This is a genomic window from Vibrio sp. 99-8-1 (assembly GCF_013114595.1).
Classification (GTDB): Bacteria; Pseudomonadota; Gammaproteobacteria; order Enterobacterales; family Vibrionaceae; genus Vibrio.
Genome location: NZ_VTXE01000020.1, coordinates 61,748 through 87,197 on the forward strand (window position 1 = coordinate 61,748; position 25,450 = coordinate 87,197).

Consider the following 25,450-nt stretch of genomic DNA (forward strand, 5'->3'; position numbering starts at 1 on the left):
ATTTAATCATGGTTTAGTAACCAAAACGACGCGCCCATGAACACCATATATCTTGTAAGTGGCGTCTGTTACCACGGATAAACTTGATCTCTTGCCCCGGCTTGGCCTGTGCTAATCTTGGATGATCGATACGGGCCAGTACGCCAATCTTCGGATATCCACCCAATGTTTGCCTATCGTTTAACAAAACGATGGGTTGGCCGTCTGGTGGTATCTGAATAGAGCCGAGTGCGATTCCTTCCGAAATCACGCCATTAGAAGGGGGCGTGATGGGTTTACCATCTAATCGGTAGCCCATACGATCGCAAGATGGCCCCACGCGATATATTTGGTTGTAGAATGCCCGTTTTTGATCTTTGGCAAACTGATTTGCTTGGTATGACTCTAAAACCCGTAATCTAAGGGGCAGATTATAGTCTGGAGTAAAGCGAAAGGTGAGTTGTTGGCTTTGTTGTTTATGTTTGGTTTTACTATAAGAAATCTCATCACCGGCCGCGAGTGCGGAACCATCTTGATGTAAGCCACCAAGTTGTTCTCTTATAACCGTTGCACTGCTTCCTAAGTGATCTGGTACTTCAAATCCGCCGGATACCGCTAAGTATGCACGTAATCCATTAATTGGCAGACCAAATGTTAACTTTTGTCCTTTATAAGCATAAAAAGAGCTCCAATTGGTGACAGGTTTGTCATCCAATTTTGCTTGTAAATCTCCGCCACAAATTGCCAACATACAGTTTTCACTAAACTCAAACTCTGCCTGACCCAAGGTAATTTCGATTGTTGAACAGTTAGGTCGATTACCAAGCAAGTAATTTGACCAGCAATACGCATATTCATCCAGTGGACCACCTTGAGTCACCCCCAATGGGGCGATGCCATAGCGCCCAAAATCTTGGATTAAACTGAGTTGGCCGGGTTTGTGTACAATCAAACGTGCCATAGTTGACCTCCCAGCTGCAAAAATTGTTCTCTCTCTATCGCTTCAAACTGAACCGTATCGCCAATGCGTAGCGGAGAGAGCTCTTCGGAATCGGCATCAAATAAACAGGTAGGGCAGTTTCCAATGATGTTCCATCCCCCCGGTGTTTCTGATGGGTACACGGCGGTTTGGTTATCTGCAATACCAACACTGCCTTTAATTACTTTTAGCCTAGGCGTCGCGAGACGGGGTTTTGCTAGTGTTTCGTTCAACCCTGACAGAAACCCAAAACCTGGACTAAAGCCAATAGCACAGACTTTGTAGCTAGTTTGTGTATGAAGCTTAATCAGTTGTTGCTTGGTTATGTTTTTTTCTTTTAGTAAACCGGCAAGATCGGGAGCTACATCATCGTGGTAGTAAACGGGCAGTGTGATCAGTTTGGATTCGACGTTGCTTTGATAGTTGTCAACTTGGTGAATGATATGAGCTAGCCCAAGTAACATCTCCTCTTCAGGAGTTCGATAAGGTAGGTAGTCAATCAGCAAAGTTGTATAAGATGGCGTGAGATTCATTATGCTGTTTGCATAATCAGCGTAGATCAACTCTGACACCAAATTAATAAAGTGGGGAAGTTCTGACTGTATTTGGTCTGAAAATCGAATCAATATGGATGATTCGCAGACCGCTTCAATAGAAACTTTGTCGTATAGCATGTTTACCTCATCGCGTTGTTAACGCTTCTTTTAGCTTACGTACAACCGCTATAGATGCGTCGTTATCACCATGTATACATATGGTATCGGCCTGAATGGCAAGTTTTTGACCTGAAATTGTTGTTACGCTGCTATATTTTGCGATTTGCATGGTTTGATAGTAGATATCATCTGGGTTTTTAAGTACCGCTTTAGGGTGATTTCTTGCGGCTAAGAAGCCCGTGTCTTGATACGTTCGGTCGGCAAAGGCCTCAAACAAAATAGGGACGTTATATTGATCTGCGATATCAATATAAAAAGCGTTATTTTTTGTGGCGAGAATCATTAAGGGAATAGAATATATTGAGGCCGCTTTAACAATGGCAGTGAAAATAGTGGGATCTTTCATCATGTCATTATAAAGAGCGCCATGAGGCTTAATGTAATCTACCTTGCTGTTGTGTAGCCGACATAATGAGTCTAGTGCACCAACTTGGTATAACACAGCGTGAGTTATTTGCTGCTCGGTATAGTTTAAGCTTCGGCGACCAAAACCGGGTATATCGTAATAACTAGGATGTGCACCGATGGAAACATTATGAGCCAAAGCTAGTTTGATGGTGTCTGCCATTATGCATGGATCTGATGCGTGAAAGCCGCACGCTATATTGGCCATATCTAGCCATGGCATAACGTCACTGTCGGCACCTAAAGTCCAAATGCCATAACTTTCACCCATATCACAATTTAGCGTTAGTTTTTCAGTATCCATTTATAAAACGCCTATTTATTTAATCAAAAAGAGCATCTAATGTTTATCAGTATGGCATATTGCGCAGTTCTATTTCACTATCGCCAATTTTTCATTTTTAATCAATGTTATAGATAAAACTTGGTGGGAAAAGTGTGCAGTGACGGTTATAAATAACTAATAACGGAAATTTCTAATATTCATATATTAAATATTTGATCTACTCAGTTATTGATTAACATCTATTTTTGTACAAAAAAACAACATTTAACTGTTAGTTTCTATCACTCACTGTTAAGATCTAGAAGACTTTTGATTTTATACTTTTTGGGAGAATCTAATTTTGGAATTAGTGTTGATTATTACATTTATTGTTGCAGCAGCGGTGATGGTTAAAAAAGAGATGAGCAAAAAGTAGCAAGTGGCTGCTGATTGCAAATTTATTTATTGAGATATTTATTTAAGCCTAGATGTTGATTTAGATAAGACAGTGTTTCGTAGTGAAGAAATTCTTTAAAGGCCGCATTAGCGGCCTTTGTCGTATATTGAAGTAAACAAGCTATTTAGCCACAGAGTTGGCTAGTTTAAAGGTAACAACATATCTGCGGTTCCATCTGCAAACTCTATCTCTAGTTCAAAGCCCAGTTTTTGAGCAAGTGTGATCATACCTCTGTTGGTTGGCATGGTCATTCCAGACATCTGCTTTGTTCCTTTATTTTTACAGTAGCGAATAATACGTTCCATCAGTATTCGACCTAAACCACACCCTTTATGATCTGACCTGATCAATATGGCAAATTCTGCGTCTATATTTTCAGGATCTATCAACGCTCTGGATTCACCAAGAATCTCTCCTTGCTGAGTGACGGCTACAAAGGCGATTTCTCTGTCAAAATCGATTTGAGTTAAGTTTGCTAACGCTTCATGGTTAAACTCTCCGACATCACTGAAAAATCGTTTATAGAGATCTTCCTTAGACACATGGCTTAAAAATGTCGCGTGGGTGGGTTCATCTTCCGGCAATATAGGTCTTAGTAACACCTCTTCGCCAGATTTGAGCGTGACGTGTTCTTCAAGCTCTACCGGATAAGGGCGAATCGCGAGTCTTTTATGGGCGTCGCCGGTAAAAGGACGCAGTTTGAGATCGGCGTCTAATACGGTTAATGATTTTTCAACCGCAAGTAACGGGTGGATATCCAGTTCATGAATTTGTGGGTTATCTATAACCATCTGTGACAATCGAACCAAAAACTCACACAGTTCATCAATATCGATGTTCATCGCTTGCTGAGAACGAATTTTGTGTCCCTTTATGGCGCGAATAATAAGATAGCGAGCGAGTGCCATATTTAGAGGAAGAATGGCAACGGCTGCATCTATACTTTCGTCCCATTCTGAACCACCTTCGCCTAGCATAATGACAGGACCGAAAATCTCATCGGTTTTGATTTTTACTCGTAACTCATAAGTACCAACCCTGCTGGCCATGGCTTGAATTATCAGACCTTTAACAGATGCCGCGGGGTAATTGAGTTGCACTCCATCTAGGATGGATTGCGCTGCACTTTGCACTTCGGCTGGGTTACGTTGGTTCAATACAACGCCGTTAACATCAGACTTGTGGGCGATATCAGGGGAGCGTAATTTGACCGCTACAGGGTAACCGATTTGATCTGCAATCTGCACAGCTTCACTTGGTTCATACGCTATCCATGTATCCAATACGGTAAAATTGTATAGCTGCAATAGTGGTGTGATCTGGTGTGTGTCTAGTGTGACTTCATTGGCGCCGGTTTTTTTTGTTACCCATTCTTGTGCCAGTTTTACACTGGATTCGTCGATCTGCTCAGACGTAGTCGGGGTTTCCATCAATTGCTTTTGATTTCTTCTGTATTCAACTAGGTGCATGTAAGCCACGACGGCGCTTTCGGGTGTTCGATATGTTGGAATGCCGGATTGCGTAAACAGCGAGCGGGCGTCTCGGGTCGTTTTCTCTCCACTCCAGTTAGTTAGAATGTTAAAACGTTTATGGCGAGGATGTGCTTTTACGCAGTCAATGACGGCCTGCGCGGTTTCTGTTGAGTGAGCGATGGCTGAAGGCGAGTGCATGATTAATAGCGCATCAACATCATCGCTGTCTAACAGCGTGTTTATCGTATCGACGTAACGCTTTTGGTCGGCATCTCCAACCATATCAATAGGGTTACTCTGTGACCAAGAGGCTGGCAGTTTGCTATTTAATGATTCAATAGTTTCGTTACTTAACGTGGCTAGCTTTCCACCCCATTGCAGTAGTGTGTCCACTGCCATAATAGAAGGGCCGCCGCCATTGGTTACTATGCCTAATCGTTCTCCTCGCAAAGGAACTGAGTGAGTGAGAGTTTCTACTGCTGCGAACAGTTCGTGAGTATTGTTTACTCTTAGCATTCCCGTACGTCGGATTGCCGAGTCGTATATCACGTCTAGAGTGTCGCTGCCGCCTGTGTGGCGTATGGCCGCTTCTCTACCAGCGTGAGTTTTCCCCCCCTTTAGTACTAAGATACGTCGGTTACGTGAGGCGGCCCGTGCCGCGGACATAAATCGTCGAGCGTCTTTGATTGAATCGATATAGAGAAGTATGGCGTTGGTTTTGCTATCGGTACATAAGTGATCCAGCAGTTCCGCTACATCAATATCACTGCCGTTACCAATAGAGATAAAAGAAGAGAATCCGATGTTTTTGTCATTAGCCCAATCAAGAATAGTTGTGCAAACGGCAGCAGATTGAGAAATAAAGGCGATGTTGCCTTTGGATGCGGAAACCGGAGAGAAAGAGGCATTAAAATTTTGCCATGGCAAAATGATACCGAGACTGTTGGCACCAAGTACTCGTATTCCATGTTCTTTTGCAATTTCTAAACACTCTTGTTCGACGGTTTTTCCATTTTCAGTCGCAAGGTGCATATCTGAAGACAATACAATCGCGCATGAGACTCTCTTTTCTGCTAGTTGCAGAAAGATCTCTTTATTTCTACTGGCGTGAGTACAGAGGATGGCTACATCTGGAACGATTGGCAGTGAGTCGATATTTTTGTAGGCTAATACGCCGCAAACGGCTTTATATTTTGGCGTTACGGGCATGATTGCCCCTTGGAACTCACCAGCCAATAGGTTTTTCATTACCACTTCACCGGCGCGAAAGGAACGGTTAGATGCACCTATTACTGCAACTGACGTGGGCTTTAACAGTTTGGCGATATTATTCATAGATACCTCAGCGATACTCTTGTTATTGAATAGTAATCGATAATGAAATTTTTGTTTGCGATTTGAACAAGGTAGCGAAGGATCTTGCTTTATAACGTGTGTTAGCTCACACCAATATTTTCTAAATGTTAAATAGCCCCTTGATTATATGGGATTCGAAAGGCATGATGCGGATAAGAATATAACTGACTATATACAAACCGTTTATGAAAAAAATCTCGATACTTAGCCTCTCTATGTTGTTAGCAGCTTGTTCTACAGGTAATTACACTACAGATGTAACTACTGATAGTTTTAGAGAAGACTATAAACCGCAAGCCGTTGCGGAAACGACAGTTGCACCTAATATGACTGAAGAAGTTGTTGAGCAGCAGCCAATGGCGAGCTCTCAAAAAAACATGGTTAATGTTAGTCGCACAGAGCCAATGGCCAAACCTGCACCTAAAACAAGAAACGTTAAGATTATCGCGCCTACCAAAAAACAGGTAGAGTCATTTAAGCGATATGGATTTACCATTCAGGTTATCGCAGTTGATAGTGCAGTTAAAGCTGAGCAATTAGCCAAGAAGTTACCTCAAGGTCACTCTGTTTGGGAAAACTACAAGCAAGTGAATGGCACTGATTGGTATACCTTGCTGTATGGAGACTACCAGACGCGCTATGAAGCTAAAGCCGCTATCGATACTTTGCCGAAGATGTTTAAAGATTTGAAACCTTTTGTAAAAAGTCTGGATGACGTGAAAAACTCACCATATCCTAAACTGAAAAAAATAAGATAAGAAAAGGACCGTAAGGTCCTTTTTTTTGACCAAAATACAGGCAACCAACCATGATGTTCAAGCAAATGATGAGTTTTTGCTGTACCTATTAAGCTAATTGGTTATGATTGATTGCATTAACATCGTCATGATTCACGGAATAACAATTAATGGCTAAATCAACAATTCTACTTTTATGTGGTGGCGGATCGTCTGAACACGAAGTATCTCTAGTGTCTGCCTCGTATCTTTCTCAGCAATTGAAACGACATGATGACTTTGATGTTATTCAAGTTGAGATCACTAAAGACGCATGGAAACTAGATAATGTTGAGGTGATGCTGGATATTAATACTCGCTCGTTAGTGTCAAAAGAGAATAGCCTACACATTGATTATATTGTTCCTTGCATCCATGGCTACCCGGGAGAAACGGGAGACTTGCAATCAATGTTTGAGTTGTCAGGTATTCCTTATCTTGGCTGTGGACCTGAAGCGAGTAAGAACAGTTTTAATAAAATCACTTCCAAGCTTTGGTACGATGCGCTAGGCATCCCAAATACACCGTACCTTTTCCTCACCGATGATAGCAGTGAGTCTATAGATAAAGCGCTAGCGGCATTCGATCGCTGGGGAAATCTATTTGTGAAGGCCGCGAGTCAAGGCTCGTCAGTAGGCTGTTACAATGTCACTGATAGAGAAGGCGTTGTAGCTGCAGTTAAATCGGCATTTTTCTATTCAAATCAAGTATTAATTGAAAAGGCGCTCAAACCTAGAGAGCTTGAAGTCGCAGCATACGAATATAATGGTGCCCTGTATATTACTCCTCCAGGAGAGGTTATTGCCCCTGACGGTGCATTTTATAGCTATGAAGAGAAATACAGTTCAGACAGTCATTCACACACTGAGATAGAAGCAAAAAGGGTTGATGATGCGATTTTGCAAAAAATTCAACACTATTCGCAATTGGTGTTTACTCGAATGGCGTTAAAAGATTTATCCCGAATCGATTTCTTCCTGACCGAGCAAGGGGAGTTGTATCTCAATGAGGTGAATACGTTCCCGGGAATGACGCCTATCTCAATGTTTCCTAAAATGTTAGAGAACAATGGCCCTGAGTTTAGTGAGTTTCTTGCTTCGGCTATTCGCCAATCAATTAATCCCAAGGTTTAATGGACTTAAATTTTGCCATTTCTCCTTGTGCGGTGTTTGACTTTTGTAAGTATTGAGCAGGCATCGCTGGGCTTAACCAGCGCCCGTAATCTTGGATATCACGCAGGTTGTAACCTCTCTTCTCCAATTCTTGTGCCGCACCAACCCGAGCCGACTGTCCTGTAAAGCGGTGTTGATAGGGGAGATCGAGTAAGTCACTTGCCCGTCTTAAAATACGATAGATGGATGAGTCATCTAATTTGTCTAGTCCAATATTTCCGTGCCTGTCAATTCGTCTAAATAGATAACCGGAAGAACCCGTCATAAACTTAGTCCATCTAGTTAATGCTTTCTCTGCTGCTTTCGAAAGAACATACTCCGTGGTATCAATTTTTAAAGAAGTTAGATTATCTCTGGAACAAACATTATCTAGGGTGAGGTTCTTAAGTTCGGAGCGCTTTAAAGCACACTCAAACATGACGTGGTAAATCGACAAATCTCGGATATTCCGTAATGTAGTATTTCCACTTAACAAACGATCTAATTCTACTAAATGTTCTCTACTCATTGGAGAAGCTTGCGTAGCGTCACCATGTTTATTTAGGCGAATCTGTTGCAGGGTAAATCGTATTTGTCTGTGATTTGTAGGGGAGGGAAACCCATGCCATTGATGGATGTTTGAAATTGTGATGCTGTAACGTCGTAAGGTGGCGAATTTACGTTTAGCAGACTCACTTTCTAGAAATAACCTGACCGCTGTTATAGATGTAGGCAAGGCCGATACGTGTTTGGCTTCACAAAAAGAAACAAATCTATTCCAGTCCGTTGTCATCGCTAACTCTGAACTTCTTGAATAACTTGAGTGAGTTAACTTAGTTATGTCATCCGGTAAAACCAGAGACAGAAAGCGTTTCACGCTTATAGTACGTTCCTGTTCATCGGTAATTATCGGTATGTGTTTCTTCATTCTTATGCACTATAACTAATTAATTAGAATTCGATAATACACTTGAATCTTAGCCAAATACAATTATATTATGTAAAGAACTAACTAATAATAGAAAGAAATCAGATGGCGACGACATTTCATAGAGGTTATTGCATACAGTCTGGCTCAGATAAAGACGTATGGCACGTTAGGGTTAAGAATCATGTTCTTTCTGGCGCATTACCTGCGGTTAAGAAATCATTAGATTGGTGGTGTGATACTGCCACCCTTATAGATCCTAAAGAGTTTGCTTCTCTTGTTCCTCAGAAAGATGAAGAACTGAACGAGCAGCAAGAAGATTACAACGGCCATTTACTTAAGAGCGATAGTGGAGCTAAGAATAGTTGGTATTGCTTTTTTAATGGTAAACTAGTCAAAGGCTCTAAAAACGCCATTAAAAAACATATTGACCAGAATGAACCAAAAAGAAGTATTCAATGACATTAGTATATTCCACAGAAACCGGAAGAATTAAACCAGAAGAACAGAAACAACAGAGAGCCAAAGGGGATGGTGTCGTTAGAATACAGCGCCAAACCAAAGGTCGTAAAGGAAAAGGGGTATGTATTGTATCCGGTCTTGATTTGGATGATGCTCCACTAAAGCTACTAGCAGCAGAACTTAAGAAAGTGTGTGGCTGTGGCGGTGCCATAAAAGAAGGCACGATTGAAATCCAAGGTGATAATCGAGAGAAAATCAAAGTTCATCTAGAAAAAAAGGGATTGACCGTAAAACTTGCCGGAGGTTAATTTAACCTTTTCTTTTCCTTATTTGTTGCCCTTGCGAGTCATATCACATCTATATGTGAAAGGTTATTAATATTAGTTTTAATGGCCTTGTTTCATTTCTATACAATTATCATTATTTTAAACCATAAATTACTTTTCACGCCTTTCATTTTTATCTCAATGAAAGGCGTTTTTAATCCATTCAATTATAAATCAAATGTGATATCTAGCGTTTAACAGATTATTTAGTCAATTATAATTTGTTCGGAATTTAAGTGTAAGTTATTAAATATTCACTTATTTAATGTATTTCGAACTACTTATAATTAAGGATACTGAATGAAAAATTTACTTAGTAGAGTTATGTTTATTTTTTCAATGGTTATATTAAGTGTAAATGCCAATGAAAAACTCGACGTTCTTACCCCAATTAAAGGGGGCGTTCAAGACAAAGTTTACAGCAAGAACTTTCCAAAGCTCACAGTCTCAACCTTTAATATAGCAGCCGGTAGAGTAGGGAAACTTGAAAAAATCGCTGAAGGAATTACAGCATTGAACTCTGATATTACCGCTATTGTTGAGATAGACGACAAAACCAACCGAAGCGGTAAAGTAGATCAACTCAAGCTACTAAAAAATAAAACCGGTTTATATGGCCAGTTTGCTAAAACCATTGACTTTGATGATGGTGAATATGGTGTGGCCATAATGTCAAAATATCCGATTGGAAAAACAGAGATAATAAATATACCTTCCGCTGCGGAACAAGTCGTATTATTGGCTGCTGAAATTATGGTTCCAACATTTGATTCACCGATTATATTTATTAATGCGCATTTTGATTGGTATGCCGATCCAGCATTAAGAATCAAACAAGCTTATGCGGTTAATGATTATATTTTAGGTAATAGCAACAGTATTTTTGAAAATATAAGCAGCAGAGTGGTCATTTTAGCCGGTGATTTCAATGCCGTTCCTGGCTCAGAACCGATAGAAGAGCTAAGCAAGTATTGGACATTAGTGAATCAACAAGGGCTTGATATCAAGACATGGCCAACTGATAACCCCATTGTGGCTATTGACCATATTTTTACGTCAAACGCTCAAAAGTGGAAAACAGAACAGCTATCTATCCCTCAAAATAACAAAGCTTACTGGAAAAACTTAAGTGATCATCTACCCGTTACCGCCAAGCTAACGCTATTGGAACAATAGGGAGAGGAGTCTAAATCTTTCTTGCAATCATATAAGTCCACAGTTGTGGGCTTATATGATTTTATAGCTCGAGGGCACATCATCTAAACACTAAGTCAGTGCAAAGGATTGAGAAAAGACTGAAACAGGAGAGAACGTTATACGGGTCTCACTGAATTGTATTTAACATAACATACATAATGCGCACTTGATTATGTTCCGACTATAATTCCCATACACACTATCAATATTAAACCATTGTCATATTCAGTGAATGCTGATAATTTATAATTTAATAGAATCATAAAGGTGAAAAATGAAACGTTTATCAGCTTCAGTTGGAATTATAATACTAGTTTCTAGTTTAAATGTTTATGCATCAAACGATGAGAACAGCAAAAATCGTTGGGACGGCTTGTACATTGGAGGATCTATTGGTGCTGCATCAGGAAAAGCCTCACCGAATGTGACAACGACTGAAGATACATATTTTCATACTACTGATGATGAGCAGTTAGACTCTGCTGCATCAAAGAGCTTAAATGAAAATAGTCTTATCAGCGTTCTGTCGCTTGGATATAATGTACAACAAGATGGTTTGCTTTATGGCTTAGAAGGAGATGTTACCTACTCCAAATTTGATAAAACCTTGAACAGCTCTGGTGTCTACCTTACTAACGGTGACACTTTTCATCTTAGTACTAAAGTAGAAAGAAATTGGTTGGCCAGTATAAGAGGAAAACTTGGCTATGTTTCTGACGATTCAGTTATCTATTTCTCTCTAGGGCCCGCAATAACTCAAATTAAATACAAATTCTCATTTAATGACTCTAGTAAAGCATCTAGCTTTAGTGAAACCAAAACTCATTTAGGCATTAGTGCCTCTCTGGGATATGAGCGATCTTTGAGTAAAAACTGGTCAGTAAAGGCTGAGTATATGGTTTCGAGTTTTATAAATTTGGATTATGGGAAAAATACGTTACCAGGTATCAATGACGGGTTCAGTCATAAACTAGATCTTACAACGCATTCAATCAGTCTTGGTTTGAACTACTATTTTTAGGCATATCAGTATTTATTATTTAGCCAAGCGTGGTGTGACGCTGTCACACTATGCTTGGTCTTTTAATTCTCACTGACTCTATACCATTACTTCTGAATCGATTCGATATAGGCAAAAATATCGATAGCATCTTGCTTCGTCAGTACACTATTGAATGCTGGCATGCCCTTTTCAACTTTACCCGCTAAAACCTTACCTGCGAGCTGATCGGTCGACTTAAATGGATTATTTATCTTGTTAGGTAAGTTTGCCGGTCTTTTTGCTAACGACGCTGCAGCAACCCCATCGCCTTGCCCTTTAGTACCATGACAAGCAAGACAGAACTGCTGGTATTTCTGTTCACCGTTTGCTGTATCTCCGTTAATTGTACTTTGAGAAGCCGCAAACAGGCTGAAGGACAAGAGTGCAATAAGCGTGATTGAAATAGTATAAAGTTTAATTTTCATTTGTTTCTTCCAACATTAGTTTTTCACCCATCATAAGAATGAGTGATGAACTACCAATGAACACACTATTCAGACTCCTCTCTTTTTTCTCATACAACTTATAACGAGGAGCTTACAGATCGAAAAGTTAGCAACTACATGACTCTGTTATAAGCCTTAGCAATTAGTTTGTCGTCATTCCCATAGCAAGGATTAATCGTAATCAGTCACTATCAGACCGCCCAAGCATGGTATTCCCGAAAGGAATAGTAAGCGCTCGCTTATTTTTCTTTTAAAATTCCAATCAGCACGATCCACTGGTTGCAAAATCAGCATGACAGTTTCCTGTAATTTAGTTACAAAGCACCTTGTATTGATCTATTCTTAAGCTAAAAAAGAAGAGTCATACTCATTCTAAGTTGTTAATATTAAAGGGATAACGCCATAAGATTTCGTATAAAGCTCAGGTTGTTTTTGGGGAATTTAGGAGAGTATCTCTGAAAGGTAAATTGTTCGGTGTTATTTAATTTAGTTATAGTGCGCTAATGTCAAAAAGATAAAGCTTGATTGCAGACCAAACAAGCTCTTCAATTATTCTTGGTTAGATTTTTCTTCTCTGATTTTCTGAGCGACTATTTTGATGGCTTCGGCAGTGCTTATCCCCTGCTTCATCAATTCTTGAATTTGCTCTACAGCCGCTTGTTGCTCTTGGTGTGATAGTGGTGGAATATCGTCAAACATAAAAAGCCCCTCATAATTGAGGGGCGACTATAAAGTGTTTATCAATAAGTGGCAAGGAAGTTCACATAGCCTCCCATCGCATCCGCGTTGGTGTATGCAACAGCTACGTCGAGTTCAAATAATCCTAAAGGTGAGATGCCTACCCCTCCGGTAACTGTCCCTTCACTGTCGCTATATGCGAGATTCTTTCTGTAACCACCTCGTAACTGTAACTGGCGCATTACATCGATTTCCATGCCAACTCGAATCCATTGGGTATTGTCAGCAAACTTATCAAACTTCTCATCTTCGTTTATATCGTAATCGACACTAAACGAAAAGTAGTCTGCAACAAATCCTGCACCAACGGTATATTGAGGACGAATCTGATAAGCAAAGTCAGTGACAATTGTATTTGTTTCAGGGCCTAATTGACTGGTTAAGGTCGTAGTAATTTTGTCGGTTGCTACATCACGAGAGATCAAATTGGTACCGCTAATACCGATGCGGAAAGGACCATAAAACCATAGCGCCCCAACATCAATATTAAACATCGCTTCAGATGTACTGTTTTCGAGAATGTCTTTGATGTCGTATTTTTGGACCGATGCGGTATAAACGTAAGTATTGATTCGTTGGATTTTTGGAGAGATACCAAAAGACATGTGTTGGCCAAACACCGTTTGGTACTTGGCGAGCGTTAAGCCCGCTTCCAGTACGCCAATGGAAACGACGTTCATTGCACTGAGTTCAGCATTTTGAGCAGCGTCAACTGGACTTGCTAGTGTACTGGAGTCATAGATATCAGGAGAAACAAAGGCCTCGGTATAGGCTTTTGCAAATCCCGTCATAGATAAAAATGAGTTTGGGATACCAAAGGCAGCAGACAACCCCGCTTCGACTTTTGCACTGTCTCCCTTCATTTCCGTCAATAAGTTATTAATCTCAGTTCCTGTTGCAGGCGTTATGCTTCCTGGGTTCCCGTAATCTATGCCATCGAGGATATCCCCTAAGTCTTTGACGTTATCCTGTAACTGATCTTGATCGCTATACATCAAGCCGACAGCTGGTAGTAGCATACCCACATCATCATTACGTCGATAAATCGCTGCAAGAGCTGGGTTATAGAATGGCGAGGTTAAATAGGTTCCAGCAACAACACCAACACCACCCATAGCTTCACCACGAGCATCAACAGAATAGTTAGCTGCAACTGAAAGGGATGAAGACAAAGCGAGTGCAGTTGCTATCGAATAGCGAAGTTTGTTCATAATAAATAGCCTAGATATATTCCTTTAATGCTTTATCGGCAAGTTTGATATTATCTTTATCAGTTATTCTGCAGATATGTCGTATGTTTTGCTTATTACTTGCTGATCTTCGATTGCTATCGCCCCTTGCCATCTTTTTTGGGTAATAGAAACAGCCAATACGTATCGATCTGGCGTTAGTTTGCCCAAAGGCAGTGACGTCGGATAATCTGTTTCATACTCCTGATACCAAACTCTCTTGTATTCGCCATCTAAATAGTCGTATAACGCAACGGTAAGAACTGGAAGCGCGCAATACGGATTGAGCAAACCAAACTTATCGACAGCCCAACTATCCTTGGTATCCCAGCGAACAATTTCTTTCGACTTTGATTCTCCCATTACGACCCAGCTATTCCACTGCTCTCCATTGACGTTCTCAATTTCGATTCGATATAGCCCCGGACCAAGTCTTTGGCTCAATGCATAGCGAGCATGGTAGATAAACTCTCCATTAGACGATACTTGTTCAAAATCTGTTTCTGGAGAAATATCCGTGTCGGACCACTGACTAAAACGTATAGATTTAATTTCAACCGATGCTTGGCTTTCAATAATAAGCTTAGACGTAATTCGGCCAGGACTTTGTAAAGATTGACGTCTAATTACGATATTACTAATCCAGCTTGCTAACGGCTCTGAGGTTAAACTCTTTCCGCAATCGGGCTCTAATGATTTAAGGAGCAGTTCGTTTAAGTGATTATCAACATAATCATCTCTGTTGGTTTGCCACACCTGAATCAGAGCAGAAAAGCTTGCTTGCAAGTCATTCTCAAGCAACATTTTATGAGCCTGACTAAGCGGAGTTTGGTTATCAAACCACGCATTAGCTGTGCTGGTAAACATGCTTGATAGCAGTAATATCAGTAATGAGACGTACTTAATCATTATGACTTCATCTTATAACCAACGCCACGTAGAGTTTCTATCTCTACACCTGGAAGTTTTTGTCGTAGCTGCAAAATATGCGTATCTACCGTTCTGGTCGTTGGGAAATGGTTATAGCCCCAAACATGGTCTAACAACTCGTCTCTAGTAAACACTCTACCAAGGTTACTTGCCAAGAATAGAAGCAGGTCAAACTCGGTACGGGTTAGTGTTATCGCTTCTTGTTGGTAAAAAACTTCACGCGTTGCTTTATCTATTACCAAACAATCCGTAGTAACTTGATTACTCTGTTCTTCATTTTCCTCGTCTGGAGAGCGAAGTTGAGCGCGGATTCTTGCAAACAACTCAGCCTCAGCAAAAGGTTTAGTTAGATAATCATTTGCGCCGGCATCTAACCCGGACACTTTATCTTTAATCGTCACCAGTGCAGTCAGTAAAATCACCGGAACATTCTTAATTTCTTTCCACTTTGCTAGACGAGTGACAGAGTCACCATCGGGTAATTGACGATCTAGTATAACGAGATCTGCTTTTTCCCATAACGGATCAACCTCAGCGAGAGTCTCTGCGTGGAAACACTCATAACCTGCTTGTTCTAGGCTAACTAGTAGTCCATCTGCTAAATTTTTATCATCTTCAACGAGTAGCAATGTCTGTTTCACAAGGTATCTCCAATTTAAATGTAGTGGGCGGGCCGCCAAGAGTCAGTTCGCCGCCCATTCTTCCTACCATAGATTCAACAATAGTTAACCCTAGCCCTAATCCGGCTTTGCTAACAAAAGGTTTCTTTAGCGTACGCCAATCTTTTTTACTCAGATTTCCTTTGTCCATGACAAAGAAGGTAATCTGTTTCTCTTTTACTTCAATTTTCAATGTAATCGGCTGAACGCCATACTTAATTGCGTTATTTATTAAATTATCTAAGCAAGTACCTAGCCAATAAATATTCACTTTAGCGGCGGTATCTCGGTTTATTTCTACATGAATCTTTACTTTAGATTCTTCGTATCGATACATCATCCACTCTTCGATAGATGGTATCCATTCTGTCGCCATACTTTGGTTGCCAGATTGTAGATAATCTTTACTCGCTTCCGCCAGTTGTCTTAACCGGCGAGTGTCTTCACATAATCGTCTAAACTCATCATAAACCGATTCAGGAAGGCTTTCGAACTCACGTCTAAACCCTTCTACGGTCATTGATAAACTCGCTATTGGTGTTCTTAACTCGTGCGTCAAAATCTGTAGAACCAGCATCCTGCTCTTTAGTTCTTGTCGTTTAGTGTTCCAACGGTAACCCGCCCAACCAAATACCAAGGCGATATTGATGATCACCAAGGCGATCATGCTATTGAGTAAAAGATCCGATTTATCTTCTAACTCAAAACAGAGATTGCCCCGTCGCACAAAACACGACTTGTCACTATCAGTCAGTGTATATTTTAGTTGTGATTCACTCGCATTGTCCTGCCAAACACGCTGCGGGAAAATATAATACTTATCCCCTCGCCTCAGCCACAAGTTGTCATTTTCAACGAACATTCTTTCACTAGCAATAAGCGCATTGATCGCGCTGAAAGGCATTCTTTGCAAACGGCCAAGTAAGGTATTATCTGTTGAAAGTGGTCTCTCTAAAATGTGCATGTAAGGCTGCAAGTCATCAAAGCTTTCTGGATTTAGTTTCCCGTAGCGATAGGCATAACTTCCGCCCCCCGGATGAATAAGTCCAGTACGAGCAAACCACTTCACCGGTAATGGCGTTCCTTTACATATTGTCCTTACAAAGACTAATGGCTCGGTTACCAATGGGCTTAAAGGCAATTGTCCTGTGCAATTTTGTTCCAGAATGTAGAGTTGTTGAAGATCTTTAAGGGGATAATTAGCGGTTTGCGGTAGCATGAACTCCGGCGCAATCAACTTGTTGGGAAAGTCACTTTGTAGATTTCGAACGTCGTAGTGTTCGTTGGCCTGCGAGTAATCAAACAGATTGACGAACTCATCAATTCTTTCAGGCAGCGAAGAGCCCCATACATTCAACGGTGCTATCAATAAAGCGCTATAAATTAATTTACGTATTAACAAACGATTTTGCCAACTGTTTTATTCAAAAGTAAATATTCTATTCAACGGTAAAATATTATCGTTATTGCTAAACAATATAGCGTATAACTAGTGGAAATCACATAACTCTCAAGAAGATAGCGACATTTATAGCAAAAAAGTTAGATCCTTGTACGCAACGGATTGGTTTTACCACGTAGCGTGAGAGTTTATTGTTTTTTTCAGTACAGATTTTGTTCAATCTAGAAACAGTTTGAACAAGGTATCAGGAGAGCAATTAACCCAATCTCCTAACCATAAAAAAATGCTGCTCACTTTATGTGAACAGCACTTCTAAATTGCTTACTGTTTCTCTTAATTTATAGCAAACATAGCGCTATAGATGAGAAGAAATTTGTACGCACGACTCTTTTGCATCACCAAACAGCATTTGAGTATTCTCTTTGAAGAACAATGGATTTTGCACCCCGGCATAACCTGGGTTCATTGAGCGTTTAAAGACAATAACATTTTGCGCATTCCAAACTTCCAATACAGGCATACCTGCGATTGGGCTATTTGGATCGTCTAGTGCTGCTGGGTTAACCGTATCATTTGCACCGATAACTAAGATGGTATCCGTTTCAGGAAGATCATCATTAATTTCGTCCATTTCTAAAACGATGTCATATGGTACTTTTGCTTCCGCTAACAATACGTTCATGTGACCCGGTAACCTTCCCGCTACTGGGTGGATACCGAAACGAACATTAACACCTTGAGCTCTCAGTTTTTCCGTAATTTCATGAACCGGATACTGAGCTTGAGCTACTGCCATGCCGTACCCCGGAGTTATTACAACTGACTTAGAGTTCTTCAGCATTTCAGCCACTTCTTCTGCACTGGTTTCGCGGTGTTCACCGTACTCAGTGTCGTTACTGATCACAACTTCCTGTCCAAAACCACCTGCAATAACAGAGATAAATGAACGGTTCATTGCCTTACACATGATGTAAGAAAGTATCGCACCGGACGAACCAACCAAGGCACCCGTTACAATCAATAGATCGTTAGCTAACATAAAGCCAGCCGCCGCCGCTGCCCAACCTGAATAGGAGTTAAGCATTGAGACAACAACAGGCATGTCCGCCCCACCAATAGATGCAACCAGATGGTAACCAAATACGAAAGCAATTAGCGTCATTATAATTAACGCAAACATGCTACCTTGGGCACTAACAAACATGAACATTAACAAGAGCGAAGCAACCACCGCTGCTAGGTTCCATTTATGCTTATGTGGAATGCTAAGTGGAGAAGAAGAGATCACACCTCGTAATTTACAAAATGCGACAATAGAACCGGTAAAGGTAACCGCACCAATAAATACACCAAGGAACACTTCAACTAAGTGAATGTTCAGAAGCGCTGGGTCAGTGATCATACCGTGATCTAGGTAGCTATTATAACCAACTAAAACCGCAGCTAGACCCACAAAACTGTGCAGTATTGCGACCAGTTCAGGCATCTCTGTCATTTCAACTTTTCTAGCGTAATGGATACCGATGCCACCACCAATAACCATTGCGACTAATATCCAGCCAACAGCAGATGAACTTGGTGATAGAATTGTCGCCACCAACGCAATCGCCATACCAGCAATACCGTAGTAGTTACCTGATCTTGCTGATTCTTGCTTAGACAGCCCCGCTAGACTCATTATAAAGAGAACCGCAGCAACAATGTATGCGGCTTGTACTAATCCTGCAGACATGTAAATCTCCTTAGTCTTTACGGAACATTTCAAGCATACGCTTGGTGACGGTAAAACCACCAAATATGTTTATGCTTGCAATTAACACGGCAATGAACGACAGAATGGAGACAGCAGTATTGCCCTGCCCAATCTGCAACAATGCACCAACCACAATAATGCCAGAGATAGCATTAGTTACTGACATGAGTGGAGTATGCAACGCATGAGTCACGTTCCAAACCACGTAATATCCAACAACACAGGCCAATACAAATACGGTAAAGTGCGATAAGAACTCAGCAGGGGCAACGCTAGCAACCCACGCAAATGCCCCAATAGCAGCGGCAATACCAACCACTTTTTTCAACGGAGATGCAGGCTCTTCTACAACTTCTACCGCAGGTTTAGCTGGCTCAGCTTGAGGTTTTGGTTGCGCCGATACCTGAATAGGAGGAGCAGGCCAAGTAACTTCACCCTCTTTAACGACTGTCACACCGCGTAAAACAACATCTTCAAAATCGATGTTGATGTTGCCATCTTTCTCTTTACACAGCAGCTTCATCAAGTTGACAAGGTTTGTTGCGTATAGCTGAGATGACTGAGTCGGAAGACGGCCAACCATATCGGTGTAACCAATAATTTTTACACCGTTGTCAGTGGTGATAACTTTATCCGCGATCGTATAATCACAGTTACCGCCATTTGCAGCGGCGAGATCAACAATCACGCTTCCTGCTTTCATGCTGTCAACCATTTCCTTGGTAATCAGCTTAGGCGCAGGGCGACCAGGAATAAGCGCAGTGGTGACAATAATATCAACGTCTTTTGCTTGTTCAGCATAAAGCTCAGCTGCTTTTTTGTTGAACTCATCTGACATTTCTTTAGCGTAACCATCGCCGGCACCACTGTTTTCTTCGAAATCAACTTCGAGGAACTCAGCGCCCATTGACTGTACTTGCTCTTTTACTTCAGGACGAACGTCAAATGCACGAACAACCGCACCTAAGCTACCAGCAGCACCAATTGCCGCGAGTCCAGCGACACCAGCCCCAGCCACAAGTACTTTCGCTGGTGGAACTTTGCCCGCAGCCGTAATTTGACCTGTGAAGAAACGTCCAAACTCATGCGCCGCTTCAACAACTGCACGATAGCCTGCAATATTTGCCATAGAACTCAACGCATCCAACGCTTGAGCTCGAGAAATACGTGGCACTGAGTCCATTGCCATTACATTGATGTTTTTGCTTGAAAGCTTTTCCATCAAATCAGGGTTTTGTGCAGGCCAAATAAAGCTGACTAAGCTTGCGCCCTCTTTCATCGATTCAATTTCGTTGTCAGAAGGAGCATTCACTTTAAAGACAATGTCTGCATTCCATATTTCTTCAGTAGAGGCTACTGAAGCACCCGCTGCGACGTACGCAGCATTATCAAAACTGGCTAAAGCACCAGCATCAGATTCAACAATGACGTCGAATCCCAGTTTTTTAAGCTGTTCCACCGATTTCGGTGTTGCAGCAACTCGAGTTTCACCTGCGAGTATCTCTCTAGGCACACCAATTTGCATAGTTATTCCCTACTATTGGCACAATGAATTGTTGGTTTTTATCAAAAGATGGAGTAATAGGATAAAATATAGTCAATATACTAATATTTAATACAATACACCTAAAATAGCCGTGAATTTTCTCTCTTCGCCAGTGAAAAGACAACACATTAAGCACTGAGCTGAGGTCAAACCAGATACAGAAAATATAGGCTAACTAGTCGATAGTACGTGTCTGATCTTATCTAATTACAAAAAGAGTCATCAGCATATACGCTAATGACTCCTTCAAACATGATAAATATCAAACTGTATAATTTAAACAGTTGGAATATCAGTAGTTATCTTTAATCGAATATTTTGCCATTCATCTGATCAATAAACATCTTTGCTTTATTCAACATTAGATCATTAGCATCTTGTTCTGAAGAAACAACGTCAGAACGAATAAATCTATGTTCCTTTATCTCGCCGTCAATTTCTTTGGTAATTCTACCAGCAATTCTATACTGACCGGATTCAGCGATCGCTTGCTGATAAATTAAAAAATCTTTGTACTCTACAGGCTCAACATGCTTTGCTTGTTTCTCTTTGCCTGAGAATAAACTTGAAAAAAATCCCACCAACTACTCCTTAAAACCGAGGTTATTTCTTTTTATTACCTAAAATTGGCTCTTCAAACCATTCAAGTTCACGATCTTCTAACTCTTCTTTATCAACCGAGATAACTTCTTCTTCTGTGCGTTCCAATCGTCTGTCGTCTTTAATCATCGTCTCAGCGGCTTCTATTGCCATAGTTACCTGATGTTGGAACTGAACTCTTCTTTCTTCCGCTAAGCGGGACAGAAAGTCAATATCATAGCGAATATAAACAGGTCGTAACTGATTCAAAGCTAAGCAAGCAAGATCCGCAAGCTGTTCGTTATCGTAGTTTTCTGTATACACGTCTTCGGCCAACTTGGTCCCTACCAAAGTTTCCATATAATTGTGTACATCAACATTTATTTGCATATTCAAACTCCATAAATGACACATAGTAAAACTAGCACTATGAGAGAGAGTAGAAAACTATTCAGCGACATCTATTATCATTTTTCTACCAATTATGCCGATTTAACCACATTTTGCGGCGGTTAGAGGTTTTTTATTAAGACGATAGTCGTTATCCTATGCTAATGAGCTCAACGTTATTAAAACGCTAAATACAAAGCGTGTGATTCTATAAAAAATGTCAATAATTCATAGCAGTTTCTTTCGACTATCATTGCCTATTGTCCTTATTTCCATACTGTTTTACTTTATGGAAGAAGTAGCGATATTAGTTGAAGTAAACTTTAATCTAGCAGCTCAACTTCCCTACTTTCTGTTTGCGCTGTGCATAATCCTTTGCCAGAGCTTTAATCAAGGCCGAATGGGAATGATCGCTGTAGCCATGGCGATTGCTTACTGGGTTATTCAAAGCCGTCTACAGCACCCGCTTAGCTTTGGCACCACAAAAATAGAGTATGTGCTTCTCGCCTTCACATTCCCTACTGCCTGTGTCGTTGTTTATCTGTTTCCTGAAAAACGTTTCTTCTCTTTATCCTTTTCCGGATTCGCGTACTGTGCATTAATCGCGGCGTTGTTAGCGTGGAGTAACTTGTTTGTTGATCACATTGCCATCAATGGCATCAGTGAAACATGGCAAACCATCTTGTTTGAAATCCCACAAGTTTCACGCTTGCCCTTTATCATTATCCTATACAACGCTTTAGTGGTTGGCTTATTTGGTATTTTTATTCTTAAAAAGAACGTCATTATTGATGTGGCCATTTATACTGCATTGATCATTTCAACCCTGACATTTGTATTTTTTCAATACTCTTATATCTCAACCATTTTGTTCTCACTCGGTGGTGTATTACTTATTCTCTATATAATGATCACCAATCATAGCCTTGCTTATGTCGATCTGCTGACCAATATCCCCGGACGACGGGCGTTAGAAACCGAGATCAAACATCTTGGAAAAAAATACACAATCGCCATGTTAGATGTAGACCACTTTAAAAAGTTTAATGATACATACGGACACGATACCGGAGACGATGTTCTAAAATTAGTCGCATCTCAAATGACAAAAATTGGCGGTAAAGCAAGAGTTTATCGCTATGGTGGTGAAGAGTTTACAGTACTGTTTAAAGGTAAATATGTAGATGAAGCATTAGAGTACTTGGAAGAGTTGCGCGAGAACATCGCCAATTATCAAATGATGATACGAAACCAAGACATGAGGCCAAAAAGTAAACTGGGCCTAGTTAACCGGGGTAAAGGAACCAGAGATAAATCCGTTTCCGTCACTATCAGCATAGGTGTCGCCGACAGTTATGAAACTAAAAAACCACACCATGTGCTGAAAAATGCAGATACTGCTCTCTACAAAGCGAAAAATGCGGGCCGTAACTGTGTTTCGTCATAAGCAGTTCTTTCATAATCGCCTTTTCATCATAGAAAATTATCTAATAAGCGGCTAAATTGATAACGCTCAGCATCAACACAATCTCATCATAACAACAATGAAAACAAGGAAATGTTAATGATTTTAAAGATAGTCTCAGCTCTAGTTTTACTGGTCGTTGCTTTTATGTTTTATAAAAACAGCACCACTCCGGATTATTTGGGCGTTCAACAGGGCAAGTTTGCGCCAATGCCCAGCACACCAAATGCCGTTTCTTCTCAGACCGACATTGCAGAGAAAAAGGTCGCTTCATTGCCTTTTGACAGTGTTGAACAAGCTAAGCTTACCGTTACTAAGGTATTGCAAGCGATGGGCAACAACAACGTAGAGAGCGAGAGCGACAATTACATCCACATTGTTTTCACCACAGATAAAATGCGTTACAACGACGATGTGGAGCTGTTTTTTGATGTACAAAATCAGCAACTTCATTATCGCTCGCAATCTCGGGTTGGTTACAGTGATGGCGGCGCAAATTTAAAGCGTTATCAACGTTTTACTAAACACTATCAAGCGCTATCTGAATAACGATAACCTCTGGTAAATATTGACAATAGTCTTAGTAAACCGATTCACTTTGGAGCCACTTCGCGAAATTGCTACATTAATCGTTGTCGAGATCACATCTTAGTGAATTGGTGATTTTTTCGCCTATTTTGTTATTGTAACGTAAATTGTGTGATGCGCTTTTGCATCAGTTACTTAGGTGAATAGAGTTTTATTATGAGTGAAAAAATCAATGGCACTGTAAAGTGGTTTAATCAAGACAAAGGATTCGGCTTCATTACCCCTGAGAATGGTGGAAAAGATGTGTTTGTTCACTTCTCTGCGATTAACGGTTCTGGGCGTCGAAATTTACAAGACGGTCAGCAAGTTTCGTTTGTGGTAACCAATGGCCAAAAAGGCCCTCAAGCAGAAGATGTTGATGCCGTTTGATAAGCCAACACATTAGCTTATTATTAATGCAACGGTTACAACGCAATTTCATATATTACTTTCAAGCCACCGACTCTGAGTTCGGTGGTTTTTTATTTCTATCGCAACGTCATCTGCTTGCACTCTAGGTCAATTCTATCAATACCGTGATTCAGTAATTGATGCTTTTATCTACAAATCTTCAATGCCTTCGCTCTTTTTGCGTTACAACGTCTCTTTTATCCGAGTTTAAGTACCGTTTTTCATCGATAATTATTGACTTTTTTTGGGTTCTTTTTAGCATTGATTATTCAAATAACGACTAAGATAAAATTATGACTACCGAAGTAAATGAACCAACACCAGAAGCTGTAGATTTGGATCAAATTTCACCTGAACTAAAAAAGGTAATAGAGTTTGATCAAGTTCCTGAACAGATGTTCGATATGGTCGTTTCTATTCACGAAGTTTCCGAGCAAGCTGTTCGAGAATCATGGGATGCAATGCCAGCAAGCGCGCAAAACGTGTTAGACAATTTTGAACAGTTTCACGCGTTAATTTCTGTAAGCCAAGCATTTGCAGGTGTGAATTTTATGGAAGAATTCCCAACATTGGATCTTCCTAAAGATATGTCTGAAAGCGATCAAGAAGAGTACCGCGCACAACTACTCGATCAAGTATTGCATAACTGTGTTAAAGACATGGTTAAACAAGTCAAGAAAGCTCGTAGAGACGCCATCCTTAAGAAAGACTTTAAAGACGTATTTGCGAAATAGCCACAGCTGATTGTTCGATACAGTAAAGACTCTTGCTATAACCCAAGAGTCTTTTTGTATGCAGCCGGTTCTTATATAGAAAATAGCTGTCTAACAGAGAACTTATTGCTATTTGACAGAACTGTAAATAAGACTTATTTTCTATAGACATTGTATATACTTTGTAATTCTATGGACATTAGTATAAAAAAGGCCAATAGACGAGATATCAGCACCATAAAAGATATTCTCACTGAATCTCGCAATGAGCATTTGCCCTATGCTCCAATGCGTTATAGCGAAAAAGAGATACGCTATTGGGTTGGAGAAATACTGTTGGTTAAAGCCAACGTTTGGCTGGCGATTAAAAACGGTATTGCTATTGGCGTTTGCGCCTGTAGCGACAAAGGAATAGATACTTGGATAGAGCAACTCTATATTAAACCGGGTTACTTACAGCAAGGAGCAGGCTCTAAATTGCTCGACGTTGCTGTGAAGCAATCTAAGTTTAAACACATTAAAGTTGCCTGCTTTGAGCAAAATATTCAGGCAAAAAACTTCTATATTAAGATGGGTTTTAAAGTAAAACAGCAACGTGATGGTTCGCAAAACGAAGAAGGTTTGGCAGATTTGATCCTTGAGAAAAGGGTCTCTTGATTATAACTTCAACAAAAATTGTTCAGTTATTCTACATAATCGCCATTTCTTTCAATCCGTTGTTGACTCCGATTATTGAACGCATATAAAGTTCTATGCGTTGTATATACATGACTCAAGGTGTCACTGTGAACACTAAGAAAAAAAAAGAAGCAAACAAAAAAGATAGCCAACTGATCATTCGCATTAATGGCGAGCAAAGAGACGAATTTGTATCTCTTTGTGAAGATCTAGATACTTCCGCAGCACGAGAAGTTAGGCGCTTTATTAAACATTTTATTGCTGATAACAAGAAAGAAGAAGATGAATAAAAAAAAGACCAGGATTACTGGTCTTTTTTGTCTCTTTTATTGACCCTGTAAATAATTCTGTGTAACTGCCATTGGTTACAAGTATTCAGTTAATCGGTCTTCGAACATAATCATAAAGCGGTTCAGCGCTTGCTTCCAGTTTC

The 25,450-nt window shown here is 40.4% G+C and carries 27 protein-coding genes; 12 read left to right on the plus strand and 15 right to left on the minus strand.

All coding sequences use genetic code 11. The features are described from left to right. Nucleotides 1-13 precede the first annotated feature (13 nt). The 4 genes from F0227_RS12815 to F0227_RS12830 all read right to left on the minus strand — a co-directional run bounded on the left by F0227_RS12815 (nucleotide 14) and on the right by F0227_RS12830 (nucleotide 5,608). Nucleotides 14-940, minus strand: coding sequence for a biotin-dependent carboxyltransferase family protein (locus F0227_RS12815; protein ID WP_171753602.1), 927 nt, complete (start codon nucleotides 938-940; stop codon nucleotides 14-16). Then, nucleotides 928-1,632, minus strand: coding sequence for an allophanate hydrolase subunit 1 (locus F0227_RS12820; RefSeq protein ID WP_171753603.1), 705 nt, complete (start codon nucleotides 1,630-1,632; stop codon nucleotides 928-930). The genes F0227_RS12815 and F0227_RS12820 overlap by 13 nt, the downstream gene beginning before the upstream one ends. 7 nt (nucleotides 1,633-1,639) lie before the next feature. Continuing rightward, complete coding sequence (locus F0227_RS12825; RefSeq protein WP_171753604.1) at nucleotides 1,640-2,383, minus strand: 5-oxoprolinase subunit PxpA; 744 nt, start codon at nucleotides 2,381-2,383, stop codon at nucleotides 1,640-1,642. Between the two features lie 558 nt (nucleotides 2,384-2,941). Next, nucleotides 2,942-5,608 (minus strand): GNAT family N-acetyltransferase, encoded by a 2,667-nt coding sequence (locus F0227_RS12830; RefSeq protein ID WP_171753605.1) that lies wholly within the window; start codon nucleotides 5,606-5,608, stop codon nucleotides 2,942-2,944. 206 nt (nucleotides 5,609-5,814) lie between these two features. Here F0227_RS12830 and F0227_RS12835 point away from each other — a divergent pair, with 206 nt between their 5' ends. Together F0227_RS12835 and F0227_RS12840 are read left to right on the plus strand one after the other, a co-directional pair. After that, on the plus strand, nucleotides 5,815-6,387 hold the full coding sequence (locus F0227_RS12835) for an SPOR domain-containing protein (RefSeq protein ID WP_171753606.1): 573 nt from the start codon (nucleotides 5,815-5,817) through the stop codon (nucleotides 6,385-6,387). Between the two features lie 149 nt (nucleotides 6,388-6,536). Next, on the plus strand, nucleotides 6,537-7,538 hold the full coding sequence (locus tag F0227_RS12840; protein ID WP_171753607.1) for a D-alanine--D-alanine ligase: 1,002 nt from the start codon (nucleotides 6,537-6,539) through the stop codon (nucleotides 7,536-7,538). Here the strand turns inward: F0227_RS12840 and F0227_RS12845 are convergent. After that, nucleotides 7,522-8,484, minus strand: a complete 963-nt coding sequence (locus tag F0227_RS12845; protein ID WP_171753608.1) for a tyrosine-type recombinase/integrase — start codon at nucleotides 8,482-8,484, stop codon at nucleotides 7,522-7,524. The genes F0227_RS12840 and F0227_RS12845 overlap by 17 nt on opposite strands. A 105-nt stretch (nucleotides 8,485-8,589) precedes the next feature. Here F0227_RS12845 and F0227_RS12850 point away from each other — a divergent pair, with 105 nt between their 5' ends. The 4 genes from F0227_RS12850 to F0227_RS12865 all read left to right on the plus strand — a co-directional run bounded on the left by F0227_RS12850 (nucleotide 8,590) and on the right by F0227_RS12865 (nucleotide 11,490). Further along, nucleotides 8,590-8,946, plus strand: coding sequence for a DUF3319 domain-containing protein (locus tag F0227_RS12850; RefSeq protein WP_171753609.1), 357 nt, complete (start codon nucleotides 8,590-8,592; stop codon nucleotides 8,944-8,946). After that, on the plus strand, nucleotides 8,943-9,254 hold the full coding sequence (gene yciH, locus F0227_RS12855) for a stress response translation initiation inhibitor YciH (RefSeq protein ID WP_171753610.1): 312 nt from the start codon (nucleotides 8,943-8,945) through the stop codon (nucleotides 9,252-9,254). Before F0227_RS12850 ends, yciH begins: the two co-directional genes overlap by 4 nt. A 318-nt stretch (nucleotides 9,255-9,572) precedes the next feature. After that, on the plus strand, nucleotides 9,573-10,448 hold the full coding sequence (locus F0227_RS12860; RefSeq protein ID WP_171753611.1) for an endonuclease/exonuclease/phosphatase family protein: 876 nt from the start codon (nucleotides 9,573-9,575) through the stop codon (nucleotides 10,446-10,448). A gap of 295 nt (nucleotides 10,449-10,743) precedes the next feature. Further along, nucleotides 10,744-11,490, plus strand: a complete 747-nt coding sequence (locus F0227_RS12865; protein WP_171753612.1) for an outer membrane beta-barrel protein — start codon at nucleotides 10,744-10,746, stop codon at nucleotides 11,488-11,490. Nucleotides 11,491-11,576: 86 nt separating this feature from the next. Here F0227_RS12865 and F0227_RS12870 read toward each other — a convergent pair whose 3' ends face one another. The 10 genes from F0227_RS12870 to F0227_RS12915 all read right to left on the minus strand — a co-directional run bounded on the left by F0227_RS12870 (nucleotide 11,577) and on the right by F0227_RS12915 (nucleotide 21,183). Then, the gene (locus F0227_RS12870; protein WP_171753613.1) at nucleotides 11,577-11,936 is read right to left on the minus strand and encodes a cytochrome c; all 360 of its coding nucleotides are present in this window, start codon (nucleotides 11,934-11,936) and stop codon (nucleotides 11,577-11,579) included. A 570-nt stretch (nucleotides 11,937-12,506) separates the two neighbouring features. After that, nucleotides 12,507-12,656, minus strand: a complete 150-nt coding sequence (locus tag F0227_RS12875; RefSeq protein WP_171753614.1) for a YoaH family protein — start codon at nucleotides 12,654-12,656, stop codon at nucleotides 12,507-12,509. Between the two features lie 41 nt (nucleotides 12,657-12,697). Continuing rightward, nucleotides 12,698-13,906 carry a conjugal transfer protein TraF gene (locus tag F0227_RS12880; protein ID WP_171753615.1) on the minus strand — a complete coding sequence of 403 codons (1,209 nt, stop codon included), beginning with the start codon at nucleotides 13,904-13,906 and terminating at the stop codon, nucleotides 12,698-12,700. A gap of 63 nt (nucleotides 13,907-13,969) precedes the next feature. Then, nucleotides 13,970-14,833 carry a DUF2861 family protein gene (locus F0227_RS12885; protein WP_171753616.1) on the minus strand — a complete coding sequence of 288 codons (864 nt, stop codon included), beginning with the start codon at nucleotides 14,831-14,833 and terminating at the stop codon, nucleotides 13,970-13,972. Then, the gene (gene vxrB / locus F0227_RS12890) at nucleotides 14,833-15,495 is read right to left on the minus strand and encodes a response regulator transcription factor VxrB (RefSeq protein ID WP_171753617.1); all 663 of its coding nucleotides are present in this window, start codon (nucleotides 15,493-15,495) and stop codon (nucleotides 14,833-14,835) included. Before vxrB ends, F0227_RS12885 begins: the two co-directional genes overlap by 1 nt. Then, nucleotides 15,470-16,909 (minus strand): sensor histidine kinase VxrA, encoded by a 1,440-nt coding sequence (gene vxrA, locus F0227_RS12895; RefSeq protein ID WP_317919228.1) that lies wholly within the window; start codon nucleotides 16,907-16,909, stop codon nucleotides 15,470-15,472. Before vxrA ends, vxrB begins: the two co-directional genes overlap by 26 nt. A gap of 361 nt (nucleotides 16,910-17,270) precedes the next feature. Beyond that, entirely contained in the window at nucleotides 17,271-18,647 is a 1,377-nt protein-coding gene (pntB, locus tag F0227_RS12900; protein WP_171753619.1) for a Re/Si-specific NAD(P)(+) transhydrogenase subunit beta, read from the minus strand. Between the two features lie 10 nt (nucleotides 18,648-18,657). Further along, entirely contained in the window at nucleotides 18,658-20,193 is a 1,536-nt protein-coding gene (gene pntA / locus F0227_RS12905; protein WP_171753620.1) for a Re/Si-specific NAD(P)(+) transhydrogenase subunit alpha, read from the minus strand. Nucleotides 20,194-20,519: 326 nt separating this feature from the next. Then, nucleotides 20,520-20,795 (minus strand): HlyU family transcriptional regulator, encoded by a 276-nt coding sequence (locus tag F0227_RS12910; RefSeq protein WP_171753621.1) that lies wholly within the window; start codon nucleotides 20,793-20,795, stop codon nucleotides 20,520-20,522. A 22-nt stretch (nucleotides 20,796-20,817) separates the two neighbouring features. Beyond that, nucleotides 20,818-21,183, minus strand: coding sequence for a late competence development ComFB family protein (locus tag F0227_RS12915; RefSeq protein WP_171753622.1), 366 nt, complete (start codon nucleotides 21,181-21,183; stop codon nucleotides 20,818-20,820). Between the two features lie 217 nt (nucleotides 21,184-21,400). On the opposite strand from F0227_RS12915, the gene F0227_RS12920 reads away from it, so the two are divergent. From F0227_RS12920 to F0227_RS12945, 6 genes are all read left to right on the plus strand, one after another. Next, nucleotides 21,401-22,630, plus strand: a complete 1,230-nt coding sequence (locus tag F0227_RS12920) for a GGDEF domain-containing protein (RefSeq protein ID WP_253822097.1) — start codon at nucleotides 21,401-21,403, stop codon at nucleotides 22,628-22,630. A gap of 117 nt (nucleotides 22,631-22,747) precedes the next feature. Further along, the gene (locus tag F0227_RS12925) at nucleotides 22,748-23,197 is read left to right on the plus strand and encodes a DUF1499 domain-containing protein (RefSeq protein ID WP_171753623.1); all 450 of its coding nucleotides are present in this window, start codon (nucleotides 22,748-22,750) and stop codon (nucleotides 23,195-23,197) included. 195 nt (nucleotides 23,198-23,392) lie between these two features. Next, on the plus strand, nucleotides 23,393-23,605 hold the full coding sequence (locus tag F0227_RS12930; RefSeq protein ID WP_171753624.1) for a cold-shock protein: 213 nt from the start codon (nucleotides 23,393-23,395) through the stop codon (nucleotides 23,603-23,605). A 314-nt stretch (nucleotides 23,606-23,919) separates the two neighbouring features. Then, nucleotides 23,920-24,360 carry a DUF3069 domain-containing protein gene (locus F0227_RS12935; protein ID WP_171753625.1) on the plus strand — a complete coding sequence of 147 codons (441 nt, stop codon included), beginning with the start codon at nucleotides 23,920-23,922 and terminating at the stop codon, nucleotides 24,358-24,360. 171 nt (nucleotides 24,361-24,531) lie between these two features. Continuing rightward, nucleotides 24,532-24,996: a GNAT family N-acetyltransferase gene (locus F0227_RS12940; protein WP_171753626.1), complete on the plus strand. Its 465-nt coding sequence runs from the start codon at nucleotides 24,532-24,534 to the stop codon at nucleotides 24,994-24,996. 128 nt (nucleotides 24,997-25,124) lie between these two features. Further along, nucleotides 25,125-25,307, plus strand: coding sequence for a hypothetical protein (locus F0227_RS12945; protein ID WP_171753627.1), 183 nt, complete (start codon nucleotides 25,125-25,127; stop codon nucleotides 25,305-25,307). The last annotated feature ends 143 nt before the right edge of the window (nucleotides 25,308-25,450 follow it).